Source organism: Pseudarthrobacter sp. NS4 (assembly GCF_024758005.1).
Lineage (GTDB): Bacteria > Actinomycetota > Actinomycetes > Actinomycetales > Micrococcaceae > Arthrobacter.
Map to the genome: position 1 here is coordinate 3,099,469 of NZ_CP103288.1, position 15,851 is coordinate 3,115,319.

The 15,851-nt window shown below is 65.1% G+C and carries 17 protein-coding genes and 1 tRNA gene; 6 read left to right on the forward strand and 12 right to left on the reverse strand.

Annotated elements, in window-relative coordinates; all coding sequences use genetic code 11:
- Positions 1-49: 49 nt before the first annotated feature.
- From rplA to NXY83_RS14650, 5 genes are all read right to left on the reverse strand, one after another.
- Entirely contained in the window at positions 50-757 is a 708-nt protein-coding gene (gene rplA / locus NXY83_RS14630) for a 50S ribosomal protein L1 (protein WP_258802919.1), read from the reverse strand.
- Between the two features lie 179 nt (positions 758-936).
- On the reverse strand, positions 937-1,368 hold the full coding sequence (gene rplK / locus NXY83_RS14635) for a 50S ribosomal protein L11 (RefSeq protein ID WP_003803853.1): 432 nt from the start codon (positions 1,366-1,368) through the stop codon (positions 937-939).
- A 129-nt stretch (positions 1,369-1,497) separates the two neighbouring features.
- On the reverse strand, positions 1,498-2,316 hold the full coding sequence (gene nusG / locus NXY83_RS14640) for a transcription termination/antitermination protein NusG (protein WP_258802921.1): 819 nt from the start codon (positions 2,314-2,316) through the stop codon (positions 1,498-1,500).
- 115 nt (positions 2,317-2,431) lie between these two features.
- Positions 2,432-2,716 carry a preprotein translocase subunit SecE gene (secE, locus tag NXY83_RS14645; protein ID WP_258802922.1) on the reverse strand — a complete coding sequence of 95 codons (285 nt, stop codon included), beginning with the start codon at positions 2,714-2,716 and terminating at the stop codon, positions 2,432-2,434.
- 83 nt (positions 2,717-2,799) lie between these two features.
- Positions 2,800-2,872 (reverse strand) — tRNA-Trp (locus tag NXY83_RS14650).
- A 273-nt stretch (positions 2,873-3,145) separates the two neighbouring features.
- On the opposite strand from NXY83_RS14650, the gene NXY83_RS14655 reads away from it, so the two are divergent.
- Positions 3,146-4,363 carry a pyridoxal phosphate-dependent aminotransferase gene (locus tag NXY83_RS14655; protein ID WP_258802923.1) on the forward strand — a complete coding sequence of 406 codons (1,218 nt, stop codon included), beginning with the start codon at positions 3,146-3,148 and terminating at the stop codon, positions 4,361-4,363.
- Between the two features lie 148 nt (positions 4,364-4,511).
- Here NXY83_RS14655 and NXY83_RS14660 read toward each other — a convergent pair whose 3' ends face one another.
- Both NXY83_RS14660 and NXY83_RS14665 read right to left on the reverse strand, forming a co-directional pair.
- Positions 4,512-5,195 carry a LuxR C-terminal-related transcriptional regulator gene (locus NXY83_RS14660; RefSeq protein ID WP_258802924.1) on the reverse strand — a complete coding sequence of 228 codons (684 nt, stop codon included), beginning with the start codon at positions 5,193-5,195 and terminating at the stop codon, positions 4,512-4,514.
- On the reverse strand, positions 5,192-6,628 hold the full coding sequence (locus NXY83_RS14665) for an ATP-binding protein (protein WP_258802925.1): 1,437 nt from the start codon (positions 6,626-6,628) through the stop codon (positions 5,192-5,194). Before NXY83_RS14665 ends, NXY83_RS14660 begins: the two co-directional genes overlap by 4 nt.
- Before the next feature lie 125 nt (positions 6,629-6,753).
- Between NXY83_RS14665 and NXY83_RS14670 the strand changes: the two genes are divergently transcribed.
- The 5 genes from NXY83_RS14670 to NXY83_RS14690 all read left to right on the forward strand — a co-directional run bounded on the left by NXY83_RS14670 (position 6,754) and on the right by NXY83_RS14690 (position 10,938).
- Positions 6,754-8,364 (forward strand): PspC domain-containing protein, encoded by a 1,611-nt coding sequence (locus NXY83_RS14670; RefSeq protein ID WP_258802926.1) that lies wholly within the window; start codon positions 6,754-6,756, stop codon positions 8,362-8,364.
- Between the two features lies 1 nt (position 8,365).
- Complete coding sequence (locus tag NXY83_RS14675; protein ID WP_258802927.1) at positions 8,366-8,665, forward strand: hypothetical protein; 300 nt, start codon at positions 8,366-8,368, stop codon at positions 8,663-8,665.
- Between the two features lie 3 nt (positions 8,666-8,668).
- The gene (locus NXY83_RS14680; protein WP_258802928.1) at positions 8,669-8,926 is read left to right on the forward strand and encodes a PspC domain-containing protein; all 258 of its coding nucleotides are present in this window, start codon (positions 8,669-8,671) and stop codon (positions 8,924-8,926) included.
- A 242-nt stretch (positions 8,927-9,168) separates the two neighbouring features.
- Complete coding sequence (locus tag NXY83_RS14685; protein ID WP_258802929.1) at positions 9,169-10,194, forward strand: ATP-dependent 6-phosphofructokinase; 1,026 nt, start codon at positions 9,169-9,171, stop codon at positions 10,192-10,194.
- A 27-nt stretch (positions 10,195-10,221) separates the two neighbouring features.
- Positions 10,222-10,938 carry a GNAT family N-acetyltransferase gene (locus tag NXY83_RS14690; protein ID WP_258802930.1) on the forward strand — a complete coding sequence of 239 codons (717 nt, stop codon included), beginning with the start codon at positions 10,222-10,224 and terminating at the stop codon, positions 10,936-10,938.
- Here NXY83_RS14690 and NXY83_RS14695 read toward each other — a convergent pair.
- From NXY83_RS14695 to NXY83_RS14715, 5 genes are all read right to left on the reverse strand, one after another.
- The gene (locus NXY83_RS14695) at positions 10,900-12,423 is read right to left on the reverse strand and encodes a DHA2 family efflux MFS transporter permease subunit (protein ID WP_258802931.1); all 1,524 of its coding nucleotides are present in this window, start codon (positions 12,421-12,423) and stop codon (positions 10,900-10,902) included. The genes NXY83_RS14690 and NXY83_RS14695 overlap by 39 nt on opposite strands.
- Before the next feature lie 47 nt (positions 12,424-12,470).
- Positions 12,471-12,875 (reverse strand): ankyrin repeat domain-containing protein, encoded by a 405-nt coding sequence (locus NXY83_RS14700; protein WP_258802932.1) that lies wholly within the window; start codon positions 12,873-12,875, stop codon positions 12,471-12,473.
- A complete protein-coding gene (locus NXY83_RS14705; protein WP_258802933.1) occupies positions 12,875-13,957 on the reverse strand; it encodes a YgfZ/GcvT domain-containing protein in 1,083 nt (360 codons plus the stop codon). Before NXY83_RS14705 ends, NXY83_RS14700 begins: the two co-directional genes overlap by 1 nt.
- A 93-nt stretch (positions 13,958-14,050) precedes the next feature.
- Positions 14,051-14,659, reverse strand: a complete 609-nt coding sequence (locus tag NXY83_RS14710; protein ID WP_258802934.1) for an FABP family protein — start codon at positions 14,657-14,659, stop codon at positions 14,051-14,053.
- A 169-nt stretch (positions 14,660-14,828) separates the two neighbouring features.
- Positions 14,829-15,596 (reverse strand): permease, encoded by a 768-nt coding sequence (locus tag NXY83_RS14715; protein ID WP_258802935.1) that lies wholly within the window; start codon positions 15,594-15,596, stop codon positions 14,829-14,831.
- Positions 15,597-15,851 lie beyond the last annotated feature (255 nt).

Sequence of the window (15,851 nt, forward strand, 5' to 3'; positions counted from 1 at the left end):
GTTTCTTTTTGCGGCGGACGAATCCGCAGCGGTTGCTTCAGACGAGGACTTAGGCCTCGGTCAGAACCTTGGTGACGTTGGGGTCAACGGAGATGCCGGGACCGAAGGTGGTGGCAACCGTGGCCTTCTGGATGTAGCGGCCCTTGGAAGCGGAAGGCTTCAGGCGAAGCACCTCTTCCAGTGCTGCTGCATAGTTCTCGGCCAGCTTGAGGGCGTCGAACGAAACCTTGCCGATGATGAAGTGCAGGTTGGAGTGCTTGTCGACGCGGAAGTCGATCTTTCCACCCTTGATGTCGTTGACGGCCTTGGTGACGTCGGGGGTCACGGTGCCCGTCTTCGGGTTCGGCATCAGGTTACGCGGACCCAGGACCTTACCGAGGCGGCCAACCTTGCCCATGAGGTCAGGGGTGGCAACGGCGGCGTCGAAGTCGGTCCAGCCGCCGGCGATCTTTTCGATCAGGTCATCGGAACCAACGAAGTCGGCGCCGGCAGCGATTGCTGCTTCAGCCTTGTCGCCCGTAGCGAAAACCAGGACGCGGGCCGTCTTACCGGTGCCGTGGGGCAGGTTGACCGTGCCGCGGACCATCTGGTCAGCCTTGCGGGGGTCCACGCCGAGACGGAAGGCAACCTCAACCGTGGCGTCGAACTTGGACGGGTTGGTGTCCTTGGCGAGCGTTACTGCCTCGAACGGCGCGTAGAACTTCTCCGCGTCGATCTTGGCGGCTGCTGCCTCATATGCTTTGCTGCGCTTTGCCATGCTGCTTATTTCTCCTTGTGCAGTTGTGGTCTGCGGACCGCGCTGGGCCCTGCCACAGTCGGTGGTCCGGATCGTTATCCGGCCCGGATGCCCGACATTTCAATGTTCAATGGTGCCGGTTTCCCGGCGGTGCCGCCCGTCGTCGTCAACTACCTGACTTGGGAAGGCTGCGGGGGCTATTAGCCCTCGACCGTGATGCCCATGGAGCGGGCGGTGCCGGCGATGATCTTCGCTGCACCTTCGAGGCTGGTGGCGTTGAGGTCTTCCATCTTGGTGGAAGCGATCTCGTTGACCTGGGCCTGGGTCAGCTTGGCAACCTTGACGGTGTGCGGGGTAGCTGAACCCTTGGCGACGCCTGCAGCCTTCTTGATGAGCTCTGCAGCCGGCGGGGTCTTGGTGATGAACGTAAAGGAACGGTCCTCGTAGACCGTGATTTCCACGGGGATGACGTTTCCGCGCTGGGCTTCCGTCGCAGCGTTGTACGCCTTGCAGAATTCCATGATGTTGACACCGTGCTGGCCAAGCGCAGGACCGATCGGCGGAGCCGGGTTAGCGGCACCTGCCTGGATCTGCAGCTTGATGAGGCCGGTGACCTTCTTCTTGGGAGCCAATGTAGGGTCCTTCTCTCAATAACGTCCTGGGACACAGGAGCGTGCCTCAGGTTTTTGGCCGCCATGGCAAGGCGGCCGGCCGTTCCGGTGCTGCTAAGCGGGCAGCACCGGGACGAATTCTTTGGGTTCTCAGATCTTGGTGACCTGGTTGAACGCCAGGGTGACCGGCGTTTCGCGCTCGAAGATGGAAACCAGCACCACGAGGGTCTGGGATTCGACCTTGATCTCGGAGATGGTGGCGGGAAGGGTCTCGAAGGGACCTTCCTTGACGATGACGGACTCGCCAACTTCGAAGTCGACGTCCACGGGAGCCTGGTGCTGCTTGTTGACCGGCTTGCCCTTCTCGGCCTGCTCTTCTTCGAAGACCGGGGCGAGCATGGAGAAGACTTCGTCCAGGCGCAGCGGCACGGGGTTGTGGGCGTTGCCCACGAAGCCGGTGACACCAGGGGTGTGGCGGACGGCGCCCCAGGAAGCGTCTGTCAGGTCCATGCGGACCAGCACGTAGCCGGGAATGCGGACGCGGTTGATGACCTTGCGCTGGGCGTTCTTGATCTCAACAACCTCTTCCATGGGCACCTGGATTTCGAAGATGTAATCTTCCATGTCCAGGGTCTGGATGCGGGTTTCGAGATTGGCCTTCACACGGTTTTCGTAGCCTGCGTAGGAGTGGATGACGTACCAGTCACCCTCCTGGCGGCGCAGCTTGGCCTTGAATTCCTCAGCCGGATCCGCGGCCGCGGTGGCAGCTGCAGCGGCGAGGGCGTCGGCGGACTCACCGGAGACGTCCCCTTCCGCCTCATCAGCGTCGTCGGATTCGGCGTCATCAGAGTCGGCGTCGTCGGATTCGGGCGCGGAGGACTCAACCTCAGACTCGTCACCGGCTTCTGCCGTGATGTCCGCGGACTCTTCCAGCTCAGTCTCGGTTACCTCGAGCTCCTGCTCAGACACTTGGTCTCCTGCTTCCTCATTGCCTAACATGCCTATTTAAATGGCTCAATTCCGCACACCGGTGTTTCCCTCCGGTTTTCCCGGATGGAACACGCAGCCTGCGGACTCTGCAGCCTTAGCTGTCCGTGGAGCCGGTACCGCCGAAGACCCAGCTGACAGCGGTTCCAAAACCGAAATCCAGCAGGCTGACGATGACCATCATGATGGCCACGAACACCAGCACCACGAGCGTGTAATTGATCAGTTCCTTGCGGGTTGGTGCAACAACCTTCTTCAGTTCGCCGATGATCTGGCGAATGAAGAGTGCAATGCGGGCGAAGAAGTTTGCCTTGGCGTCCTTCTTAGCTGGGCGGCCCTTGGAGCTGCTGGCAGCTGTTTCGGTCACCTGGTCCTCGCTCATCTTTGCAATGTTGGATTACCCGGCCCTGAACAGAACCATGGTTGCTGCGCTTGCCCCGGGATTCTCGCCCGGGGCAGCTTGCGCAGGGCAGACAGGACTCGAACCTGCAACCTGCGGTTTTGGAGACCGCTGCGCTACCAATTGCGCCACTACCCTATGGAGTGAATGTCACTCCGACGACGAACCACCAGTTTGCACTGGGGCGCACGTCATCATCCGTGTTTTCAACACCGGTGAACCAGTCTACGCAAGAACTGCGCGTTCGTCGAACCAGACTGTTCCGGCCCTTCCTCGTGTCGGTCTGAGGCGTACTGCCAGGCAGTCACAATTCAAAACCGGCAACCCGGAGGGTCCGGTGAACAGCATAGAGTAGAACCCGTCGAATCCCATATTCCAGCCTCCTGGCTGCAAGCGAAGAACGGACCTGCCATGTCTGCCGCCCGCGTTTCCCAGCGCATTTCCGCTATTGCCGAATCCGCAACCCTTGCCGTTGATGCCAAGGCGAAGGCGCTGAAGGCAGCTGGCCGGCCGGTGATTGGGTTCGGGGCAGGCGAGCCGGATTTCCCCACCCCGGATTATATTGTGCAGGCAGCCATTGACGCCGCCAGCCAGCCGAAGTACCACCGCTACTCCCCTGCCGGCGGGCTGCCCGAGCTGAAGAAGGCCATTGCGGAAAAGACCCTGCGGGACTCCGGCTACGCCGTGGACCCATCCCAGGTACTGGTGACCAACGGCGGCAAGCAGGCCGTCTACAACACCTTTGCCACACTGGTGGACCCGGGTGACGAGGTCATTGTCCCCACCCCGTTCTGGACCACGTACCCGGAGGCTATCCGGCTTGCCGGCGGTGTCCCCGTCGAGGTTTTTGCCGGCCCGGAACAGGACTACCTGGTGACCGTCGAGCAGCTTGAAGCAGCCGTTACCGACCGGACGAAGATCCTCCTGTTCGTTTCGCCGTCGAACCCCACGGGTTCTGTCTACTCCCCCGAACAGGTTGCGGATATCGGCAAGTGGGCCGCCGCGAAGGGCCTCTGGGTGGTCACGGATGAGATCTATGAGCACCTGACCTACGACGGCGTTCCCTTTACCTCGATCGCCACCGCCGCCCCTGAGCTGGGTGACAAGGTGGTCATCCTCAACGGCGTGGCCAAGACCTACGCGATGACCGGCTGGCGTGTGGGCTGGATGATCGGCGCGGCCGACGTCATCAAGGCCGCCACCAACCTGCAGTCGCACGCGACCTCCAACGTTTCCAACATCCCCCAGGTAGCAGCCCTTGCCGCCGTGTCCGGGCCACTGACCGCCGTCGATGAAATGAAGGTGGCCTTCGACCGCCGCCGGAAGGCCATCGTCGCCGGCCTGAACGCCATTGAAGGCGTGGAATGCCCGACGCCGAAGGGCGCCTTCTACGTCTACGCGGACGTCCGCGGGCTGCTGGGCAAGGAGTTCCCGACGGCGGCCGGCACTGCCACGCCGCAGACCTCCGCCGAGCTTGCCGCGCTGATCCTGGATGAGGTTGAGGTGGCAGTGGTCCCCGGCGAGGCGTTCGGCCCGTCCGGCTACCTGCGCCTCTCCTACGCGCTGGGCGACGAGGACCTCGCCACCGGCGTGCAGCGCCTGCAGGACTTCCTGGGTAAGGCCCAGTAACAAGCCTCTCCCACCATCCGCAGGAAATTCCTGAACGCTCTCTCACCCATGAATTGCTCACTGGTGAGAGAGCGTTTGGCTTTAAGCCGCAAGAGGCGAGAGAGCGTTTGGGTTTAAGCCGCAAGAAGCGAGAGAGCGTCGGAGGGGGTTAAAGGAGGCGGCGCTCAGCGGCCCACTTGGTGAGTTCATGCCGGCTTGAGAGCTGCAGCTTCCGCAGCACGGCCGAAACGTGGGTCTCCACAGTCTTGATGCTGATGAACAGCTCCTTGGCCACTTCCTTGTAGCTGTAGCCGCGGGCAATCAGGCGCATCACTTCCAATTCCCGGGCGGAGAGCTTGTCCAGTTCGTCGTCGGCAATATCGGCGGGGGCGGTGCCAAATGCGTCCAGGACAAACCCGGCGAGCCGGGGCGAGAACACGGCGTCGCCGCCGGCCACGCGGAACACGGCATCTGTAATCTCGGCGCCCGAAATGGTCTTGGTGACGTAGCCGCGGGCACCGGCACGGATGACGGCCACCACATCCTCCGCCGCGTCAGAGACGCTGAGCGCCAGGAACCGCGTTGATCCAAGCAGGGGTGCTGAGCCCGCGATGACCTCGCGGCCGCCGCCACCCAGGCCGCCCGGGAGGTGCACGTCCAGCAGCACGACGTCGGGGCGCTGCCCCGCAATAACGGCGATCGCCTGCTCGACGGTGGCGGCCTCGCCCACCACCTCGATGCAGGCGTCCAGGTCCGCCTTCAAACCGGACCGGAAGATGGCGTGATCGTCAACGATGACCACGCGGACGGAATTTGCCGGACGGGTGGCTGCCGCCCCCTGGCTCGAGTTCATGATTGCCCTTCCACGTTGTCAGTGCCTGCCGCCTGCAGCCGCAACCGGACCTCGGTACCGTTGCCGGTGCTGAGGATGGCCGCCGTGCCGCCGTGCCGCTTCATCCTGCCGATAATGGATTCCCGCACGCCAAGCCGGTCCTCCGGCACGTCCGAGAGCTCAAAACCGGGACCCCTGTCCTTGACGAAGATTTCCGTCTGGGCGTCCGATGCCTCGAGGTAGACGGACACGGTCCCGCCACCGTGCCGCGAGGCATTGAGCATGGCTTCACGGCTCGCCTGGACCAGGGCTTCGTGTGCCTCGGTCATGGCGGTGTCACCCACGCTGACAACCTCCACAGCGTTGCCCAGGAGGTCCTCCACCTCAGCGGCAACTGCCTTGATCCGGTCCGAAAGCTGCCCCGCTTCACGGCCGGGATCCTGGAACAGCCAGCCGCGAAGCTCGCGCTCCTGCGCGCGTGCCAGCCGGACGACGTCGTGCTCGTTGCCGGCGCGCCGCTGGATCAGGGCCAGGGTCTGCAGGACCGAATCATGCAGGTGGGCGGCGATCTCGGCCCGTTCCATCTCCCGGATCCTGCCGGCGCGCTCGGACTCGAGGTCCCGCCAGAACTTCAGGGCCCAGGGCAGCAGGACCAGCACCACGCCGCCAAGGACGGCCACGGAGGCCAACAGCGCAAGCCAGGTCTGCTCCCACGACCCGGATCCGGAAACCATCACCAGCACGCCGGCCACCACGAGCGCCAGGCCTGCTGCCAGGCGTGCCCAGCCGCCGGCCTGGTCTGCCTTGGTCTTGTCTACCAGCCCGGCACGCCGGGTTTCATCAAGCTGCATCCACGCAATGGAGGCACCGCCCAGGACCGCGGCGGCGGGGATCAGCGTTCCGAGGGGAACATCCACTCCCAGAAGCTGCGCGATCATGATCCCTGCCACCAGCAGCAGGCCGGAACCCAGGAGAATTTCCTTTCCGTACCTCATGCTGCGGATACGGAACCAGGGCGGGGCGGTGGATTGGGCGCCTCCTGAGGCGCCGCGGGCGGGAGCGCCGGCGTCGAAAGGCAACGTTCCTTGGGCCGGCAGCGGACCTGCTGTAGGGGCGTAGCCGGGGAACGCCGCTCCCTGGGCCCGCAGGTTCGGATCCCCCGCCCCCGGCAGGGGCAGCTGGGGCCCGGCAGCTGAAGGCTGGCTGACTGCAGGTGCTATGGGCGACGCCGGGCGGCGGGCGTTGCGCCGGGCCGCCTCATCCGCCGTCGGAACCATGATCCACAACCAGGCATAAAAGACCAGGCCCGCGCCGCCGGCGAGGGTTGCCAGCGCCATGCCGATCCTGACGTTTTTCACCGGGCAGCCAAGATGCACCGCCAAACCTGAGCACACGCCGGCTATCACGCGGTCGCTGCTGCGCGCCAACGGTGGCCGTGCCGGGACGGTTGTCATGGATCAATCCAAGCACGGATCAGGGTTCCCCGGACCCAATTCCAGCCCTAACCGGGGGTGACTCAGGGGCTGTTCAGGGTATCCCCCAGTAGAGCGCGGTGCGGTCCGGACGGGAGGATTCAGGTATGAACTCGCAGACCCCCTCCCCCGACGACGGCCAGCCCACCGAGCCCCTGCCCCGGCCGGGCAGCCAGCGGCCCACCGAGCCCCTGCCGTCCTCCATACCAACACCTTCGGACCCGCCCGCGGACCACTCCTCCCCGCAGGACCCCATCAACAACGACGCCAGCCACAACGGCAGCAGCCGGAGCGACGGCGGCCGGAATGACACCGGGTATGCAGGCCAGTACGGCACCGGCGACGCTTCATCCGGCCAGTTCCCCGCTTCCCATTACGGCGCCGGCGCCACCACCAGATCCACGGATTTCTTCACCTGGATCCGCAGCCATGGAATCTACCGGGGCAGCGACCGCTGGGTGGGCGGCGTTTCCAGCGGCTTTGCCAACCGGCTGGGTGTAGACCCGATTATTATCCGCGGCGTCCTTATTGTCCTCACGCTCTTCGCGGGCATCGGCGTCCTCCTGTACGGGCTCGCATGGGCTTTCCTGCCCGAACCGGACGGCCGGATCCATGTGCAGGAAGCCGGAGCCGGCCGCTGGACCAGTGGTATGACCGGCTCGCTGATCGCCACGATACTGGGGCTCACCGGCCTCGGCGGCGGCTTCTGGGGCTGGAGCGATAATGGCTTCGGCGGATTCCTTTGGACCATCTTCTGGGTAGGCGGCGCCATTTACCTGGTCTACTACCTCTCCCAACGCAACAAGGGAGTCCGCCCCGCCATGGCCGGACCACAGCCCGGAGCGTATGGGAGCCCGTCCGAAGCCGGCTACTCCGGAACGGCGTCGGCCTCATCCTTCGCCGCTTCCGGCACGACCTACGGCACGAACCCCGCTTCAGGTTCCATGCCCACCTACGGCGGCGGATACGGCGGCGGCTCCTACGGGGACGGCACCACCGCAGGAGGCGGCAGCAGCGGCTCCTATCCAGGCGGCCCCGCTGGCGGAATCCCTTACGGCGGCAGCAACCTGCCGCGGCCACCGAAGCCGCGGCCGGCCGGTCCCGGCGCTCCAGGCGTTGCGGTCGCAGCCGGGGCAGCACTCCTGGTTGGCGGCGGACTTAAGGCTTTGGACGTCACCAACGTGATCAACCTTGGAGACTCAGCGAACGCCGTCGTCTGGGCAAGCGCGGCAGCGGTCCTCGGCCTCGGCATCCTGATCTGCGGCATGCGTGGCAGGACGGGCGGCATCCTGAGCCTCTTCGCGGTGGTGGCACTGATTGCCGGCGGCCTGTACAACGTGGTGGGCAACGGTGACCGGATGCGGTTCCAGCAAGTGAACTGGAGCCCCGCCAGCATCTCGGAGGCCCGCGACGGCTTTGACGTCACGGCCGGCCGTGGAACGGTGGACCTCACGGGCCTCGCCGTGAACGCCCCCCTGCCGTCCGACGTCGTCATCCCCCTGGACATTACAGCGAGCAACGTGACGGTGGTCATCCCGGACAACGTGCCCGTGGACATCAAGGCGGACATGACAATGGGGAACCTCAACGAAGCTACAGGACAGCGCGGCGGCACCACTACCCGGGAAAGCAGCTACAACACCGACGAGCCCGGCAGCCGCCTGGTGGTCCAGATCGACGGCACCTTCAGCAACGTCACCATCGAGGAAGGCAACTGAGATGAGCAACAGCAACCCGGCGCCGGAGCCCCAAATACCCGGCACCTACTCCACAGACAATCCAAAGACGGCGCATATGGACCCTTCAGCCCCGGCATCTGCAAGGGTGGGAACGGTGGTGTGGGGACTGATCGTCCTGGCACTCGCAGCGCTGATCATCGTCGCGCAACTGGGCTTCGTGACCCTCAACGGCACGTATGTCCTCATCGGCCTCATGATCGGAGCCGGCGCAGCCCTGGTGGTGGGCGGCCTGCTCGCCGCCCGCAAGCGTGACAATGAACCAACAACACGGAAGTCTTAGGACATGGACAAATTTTTCAGCATCGTCAGAGGCCTCGGCCTGAAACGCGGCCCGCAGCGCTGGCTTGGCGGGGTCCTCGGTGGCATCGCAGCCAAACTCAATGTGGATGTAGCGTATGTGCGCATCGGTTTCCTCCTCTTCTGCCTCCTGCCGGGTCCGGCCGTGATCTTCTACCTCCTGGCGTGGGTGATCCTTCCCGACCAGCGCAATGTGATTCCGCTCCAGACATTCCTGGACCGGCGGTCACTGAACCGTCCCTGACGCCTTAACCGTCAGCGGCCTCCGCCCTGCCGGGCGGGGGCCGCTGTTTTTCGGGCGGAGGCCAGAGACCGAGGGGCCCGAAGCACCCTCTTTGACGACCGGACCAAGGTGGCGGTCATTGCCATGGCACGGGGTCTTTTGTAACCGGTTTGTGTCGTACCCCACACCTCCCACTACACTTCTAGGTGAGCTCAGCGTGGCGCTCTGCCTGTAAACCTTCTCCCAGGATTAGAGCCGAAAATATGAAAATTGGAATCCTCACCAGCGGTGGCGACTGCCCCGGATTGAACGCGGTCATCCGCGGCGCCGTACTGAAGGGCATTGCCATCCACGGCCACGAGTTCGTGGGTTTCCTCGACGGCTGGCGCGGCGTGGTGGAGGGTGACATCATCGACATCCCCCGCACCATGGTCCGCGGTATTGCCAAGCAGGGCGGCACCATCCTTGGCACCTCACGCACCAACCCCTTCGAAAACGGCGGCGGACCCGAGGTCATCAAAGCCCACATGGACCGCCTGGGCATCGATGCCATTATCGCCATCGGCGGTGAGGGAACACTGGCCGCGGCCAAGCGCCTGACGGACGCCGGGCTGAACATCGTGGGTGTCCCCAAGACTGTTGACAATGACCTCGACGCCACGGACTACACCTTCGGTTTCGATACCGCAGTGCAGATCGCCACCGAAGCCATCGACCGGCTCCGCACCACCGGCGAATCCCACCACCGCTGCATGATCGCCGAAGTGATGGGCCGCCACGTAGGCTGGATCGCGCTGCACGCCGGCATGGCCGCAGGCGCCCACGCCATCCTCATCCCGGAGCAGAAGGTCAGCATCGACCAGATCACCGAATGGGTGAACGAAGCCCATGCCCGCGGCCGTGCGCCGCTGGTGGTTGTGGCCGAAGGATTTGTTCCCGAGCACATGGAGACCCCGCACTCCGAGCGCGGACTGGACACCTTTGGCCGTCCCCGCCTCGGCGGCATCGCAGACCAGCTCGCTCCGGAGCTGGAAGCCCGGACCGGCATCGAAACCCGCGCCACCATCCTCGGCCACATCCAGCGCGGCGGCGTGCCGTCAGCCTTCGACCGCGTCCTGGCAACCCGGCTGGGCATGGCCGCCATCGATTCGGTGGTGGAAGGCTTCTGGGGCACCATGGTGGCGCTGAAGGGAACGGACATCGAGCACGTGGGCTTCCAGGAAGCCCTTGGCCAACTGAAGACCGTTCCGCAGAAGCGCTACGACGAAGCCGCCGTCCTGTTCGGCTGAGCTTCCTGCCCGTCCTAGGCTGGGAACATGACACTCGACCCCGGTTCTGCTGCCATCATCCAGCTTGCGTGGGCCCGCCGTCTTGGGCTTGACGACGACGCTTTCAGCTCTGCCCTGGCCTCCGGCGACCGCATCGTCCGGGCGGACGAGTCGGTCCGGACTGTGGAGTTCGTGCGGCTGTTTGGAAGTTCGGCGCTGATCGGGCCGCAGTGGATAATCGAGGCCGCGGACGGCATTCCTGATGAAGAGATGGCGCAGCACGTCACGCTCCTGACGCTGACCCGGTCCCACGGCGGACACGGGCTGGGGGCGGCGGCACTCTTCTTCGCCGACGACCTGCCCCTCCAGCAGCCGCCAAAGGAGATGACCGTTTCACACGGCAACCCCGAGGCCATCGAGCTGGAGGGCAGATGCCCGCCGGATGATGTGAACGAGGTTGGCCTGTCCGACCTGGAAAACCGCTACACAATCGTCAAGGAGCTGAACGGACGCCGGGTTCCGTTGGCCTGCGGCGCCTATACAGAGTGGGAAGGCCTGCTGGCCCACCTGGGTGTCCTGGTGGATCCGGAGTGGCGGCGGCGGGGGCTGGGTTCCCTGGCCGCATCCATCGCAGCCCATGAGGCCCTGGCTGCGGGGCTGACCCTGCAGTGGCGGACAGACGTAAGCAACACAGGGTCGCTGGCGTTGGCCCGGAAGCTGGGGCTCTCAACCGGCGGTATCCAAACCAGCGTCCACCTTGGCTGACGCCGCTGCATGGCCGGGGCCGCCCCAGTCCTGAACCGGTTGGGGCTTGGCGAAGAACAGTGCCACCGCTGCCCCCACCAGGACCACCGCGGCGGGCAGCAGGATTGACTGGCCCATCGCCGTCGAGAATCCGCCGTGCATGGCCTCAGGAAGCGTGCCGCCCAGGGCCATACCCTCCCCGGCGGGCCCGGCGGATCCGCCCGCCGGCAGCTCGGCCGCGAGCCTGGCCTGAATCAGCACGGCGATGGCGGCACTGCCCAGGACTGCGCCGATTTGCCGGGTGGTGTTGTAGACGCCCGAGCCTGCACCTGCCTGGCGCGGCGGAAGGTTACGCGTGGCTGTGGTGCTCAGGGGAGCCCAGATGCCTGCGTTGGCGAAGCCCAGCACGGCGCTGGGCAGCAGGAACATCAGGATGGGCGTGTCCGGCTGCATCAGGACGGAGTTCCAGAGAAGCGCCACGGCCATGAGGACCAGGCCTCCTGCCGCAAGGTACTTGGGATTGACCCGGTCCACGATCTTCCCCACTACCGGAGCCAGGCCGCCGGAAATCAGCGCCATGGGCACCATCAGGAGGGCAGACTCGGTGGGCGTCAGGCCGCGGACCATTTGGTAGTAGAAGATCAGTGGAAGGCCGAAGGCAGTAACAGTGAAGCCTACTGTGGTGATTCCAATGTTGGCGAGGGAGAAGTTCCTGTCCCGGAACAGCCCCAGCGGCAGGAGCGGCTCACCCCTGTTGAACCGCTGCCAGAGTACAAACGCGGTCAGCACGGCAAGGCCCGCGATGATGAGGCCCCATACGCTGACGGGCCCGGCGATAGTGCCCCAGTTGTAGGTCTCGCCCTCCTGTATCCCGAAGACAAGCAGGAACAGCCCGACGGCGCTGAGCACCACTCCGAGGATGTCGAACCTGTGCGGGTGGGTGCTGAGCGTGGGGACGTTGCGCAAGGCGAGGACGAAGCCTGCGATCCCGATGGGAACGTTGATGAAGAAGATCCATTCCCAGCCCAGCCCGTCCACCAGGACGCCACCCAGGATGGGTCCGACGAGAGTAGCCAGGCCGGCGGTGGCACCCCAGATGGACATCGCCGCACCGCGTCGGTCCGGCGGGAAGATGCGCGTGATCACGGCCATCGTCTGGGGCGTCATCATGGCAGCACCAAGGCCCTGCAGCACACGGGCCGCGATGAGGGTTTCCACGTTTCCCGAGAGCCCGCACCACAGCGAAGCAAGGGTGAACACCACCAGCCCCGAGAGGTAGAGCTTCTTGGGGCCGAACCGGTCGCCGAGCCTGCCGGTGATCAGCAGCGGGACGGCGTAGGCCAACAGGTAGGCGCTGGTCACCCAGATCACGGAGTTGATGTCCGCGCCGAGACCCTCCATGATCCGTGGATTCGCCACGGATACGATGGTGGTATCGATCAGGATCATGAAGAACCCGATCACCAGCGACCAGAGGGCCGGCCACGGCTTTGCTACGTTTTCCACTCGGTCATCCTTCAGGGGTGTCGGCTTCCGGGCGGAACCACGACAGGCTAGCCCAGGAGATCGAGGATCTCCTGGCGGGCGAACATTTGTGCCGCTGCCCGCGCGGACGGCGAACCGGCGTCAGGATCCGCGCCGGCATCCAGCAATGCACGGGCAACATCCGTGTAACCCTTGAACGCGGCTCCGGCGAGCGGTGTCTGGCCGCGGTCGTTGGCGGTGTTGGCTTCGGCGCCGTGGTGCAGGATCAGCTGCACCGCGTCCACGTGGCCATGATAGGCCGCGAGCATGAGGAGGGAATCTCCCGCCGAGTTGGTCAAGGTTGCGGGAGCTCCGGCCTCGAGGTACGCGCGGAGCAGTTCCGTGTTCCCTTCCCTGGCTCCCTGGAAGAGGGTGTGCGCCAGGGCGAGGGCGTCGTCGTCGGGCCCTGCCGTTGTTTCGGCGTTGTCAGTCATCAGCGTGGCCCCCTGAGGAATCCGGTCTGGCGCCCCACCACCTGGCCGGCGTCGGGGGCGACAATGAGTTCTTGGCTGGCGGTGTACGGCTCGTCCCCGTCCAGGATCGTCAGTATCTCATCCCCGGCCACGGAACGCTTTATGACAGCCAGCGCCACCGGACCCATTTCATAGTGCTGGGCTACGGACGTTACCGCCCCCACCTTTCGTTCACCCGACAGGACCGGGCTTCCGGCGGCGGGCATGGTGTGCTGCGATCCGTCCAGTTGCAGGAACACGAGGCGCCGCGGCGGATGTCCCAGGTTATGGACGCGGGCAATGGTCTCCTGCCCCCTGTAGCACCCCTTGGCCAGGTGCACGGCCGTCCGGAGCAGGTCCAGTTCGTGCGGGATGGTTTTGTCGTCCGTTTCCGCACCAATGCGCGGGCGCCACGCGGCCACCCGAAGGGCCTCCGCCGCCAGGACGCCGGCGAGGGGACGGCCGGCAACCGTCTCCTCCAACGCGGAAGAGGGAACCAGGTATTCAAACCAGGGGCGTTCCAGGCCCGGGTGGCGTTCCTCGGAGACGGTGGCGTAGGAGTAGCCGCCGGCACCCACATTCGGCCACGGGTCCTGCCAGGCCAGCAGGTTGGACCATTCCGGAACGGCCTTGGTGCTGCCTACAACGGCCCAGTCGGCAGAGACATCGGCAACCTCCACCCGGAGCATGAACTTCATCCTGTTGAGGAACTCCGCCAGCGGTGCCGCTTCGGCGGCTTCCACAATCAGCCAGGTGGTCCCGCCGTCGTCCACCACGCGGGCGTCGAAGTCGATGCGGCCCTGGACGCTGAGCAGCAGCAGTTCGCTGGACTCCCCCGGTGCCAGGCCTGTGACCTGCTGCGAGGACAGCGTGTTGAGCCAGCTCAGCCGGTCCGGGCCGGCGATGGTGACAACACCACGGTGGGAGAGGTCGACGACGGCTGTTCCGGCGGCGAGTGCGCGCTGCTCACGCAGGGGCTCGCCGTAGTGGGAAGCGACGCCGGCATCCGCGCCGGCCGCCTCAACGGCTCCAGGGCGCGACAAGAGAGGGCTGGGTGTAGTCATATTGGCAGTAACGTCCTTGAGTTGGTAAGTATTCCGGCTTCGACAGCTCACAGCGCCAGGGGCCCTCCGGCCCAATCCAGCCGGCCTACCAGGTCAGGAAACCCTTTTCAGGAAAGCTGAGGCGTGGGCTTCGAGGCCCTTGCCGCTTTCTCCCCCTGTTGCGACGTCCCAGCGCCACAAAAGGTTTCCGTCCACCAGGCCGAAGATGCGGGTGGCCGCGCTGTAGTCCTTGGAGTGGCTCCCCCGCATCACCATGTCGGTGGTGAGCTGGATCTGCGGGCCTTTGATCTGCCCGTAGTACAACTCTGAGATGCCGCCCGGGTGGGAAATGGACACCGAGATATCGAAGCCGCCCTCACTGTTGCGCAGGGCTTCGACTTCGTCGGCGCTCTTCAGCGCCGGCACGATGTCTGCCGGAACCAGGCCCGGGCCGCCGTCGGCATCCAACTGTTTGCGCTCCAGCGCCCAAAAGCCGGTCTCGACGGTGAGCGGCCGCAGGCGTGTCCCCTCGTCGTCCGTCAACCAGCTTTCGGCACGGTACTGAAGGTACGGCAGGCCGTTGTGGGTGAAGGAGACGTGCTGCAGGAAATGCTCGGAGTCCTCGTCCCCGCTGCCGAGCCGGCCGCGGCCTTCCCACTCACCGATGAGCCAGGAAAGGGGAACAAGTTCTGGGGTCAGATCCGTGGGAATCTCAATGGGCACAGCTACTACCTCGGGATACAGCTAGCTGGGAAAGCGGTCTACTTCTGGCCTTTGAAGAGGCGGTAAACCACGAAGCCGGCAAACCAGGCCATGGACAGGCTCGCAATGCCGAGCAGGACAAGGAAGAAGATTTCAAAAGCAAGTACGGACATGATGCCATCCTAACCCGTCAATAGATGAGTAGTTTGTCTATGAAGTAAGCCAGCGAACCGACTGCTGAGACGGGCGCCAGGCCCATGCCCAGGGCGGCAGGAATATTAAGCGGAGCGCCGCGGAGGGTGACCAGCCGGCGGAAGCTTGCCAGGACCGCGCCCACCACAACGCCGAAGATGGCGGCCGGGAGGACTGCGATATCCGAGAGCACCAGGCCGGCCAGCGGTCCTGCCAGCCCGGCCAGGATGATGCCCAGTGGTGCCACGACACTGTCCGGCCACCGGATCAGCCCGGCAAGCAGTGCCACAACGGCGCTGATGGCAGCCACCAGCAGCATCTCGCGAACGCCGTTCAGGCGGGCTCCGGCGATCCATCCTGCGCCCAGGCAGGACAGCAGGACTCCCACGGAACAGCCGAGTGTGGATTCCAGCCGCTGCGCCTGCCCGGTTCCGCGGATTAGCTGCACTACAAAGACGGCCATCATTCCCAGCGCCATGAACCCGGGAGTCCAGTCCAGGTAACCCGGGGCGGGAGCCCAGGCGGCGGCGAGCGCTGATCCCGCGCCTGCAAGGGCAATGACGGCTGCGAGCGTTTTCTTGGCGGGAATCCGGAGGAAGTGCGGCCAGCCAATGCCAACGGCGGCGGCAATCAGCACAGCGACAGCCACGAGGATTTCGCGGGAGGTGTAGACGCCGGCGATGATCGCTGTGAGTCCTGCGATCCCCACCACGCCAATGGTCCACGAGCCGAGCGAACGCGCGGGCGCCTGCAGTTCCGCCGTCATTCGGAGCCCGGCCCGTACTTAGTTTCTGCACTCACTGCGCTGCAATCCCATCCTGGCGTAGATCGAGGGCGGTATCCGCCCCTTCGTGGCAGGGCATGCCGCCCTGGGCTCAATCCTGCCTGATATGAACGGGATATGCCGCAAAACGTGCCGTTACAGGATATTAATCCCTGACTCCCCAGGGGTGCCGGGTATACTCAAGGTTCAGCTACGCTCCCTGCGGGGGTGGCGGGCAGGCAGCTTTTTGGCCGGCCC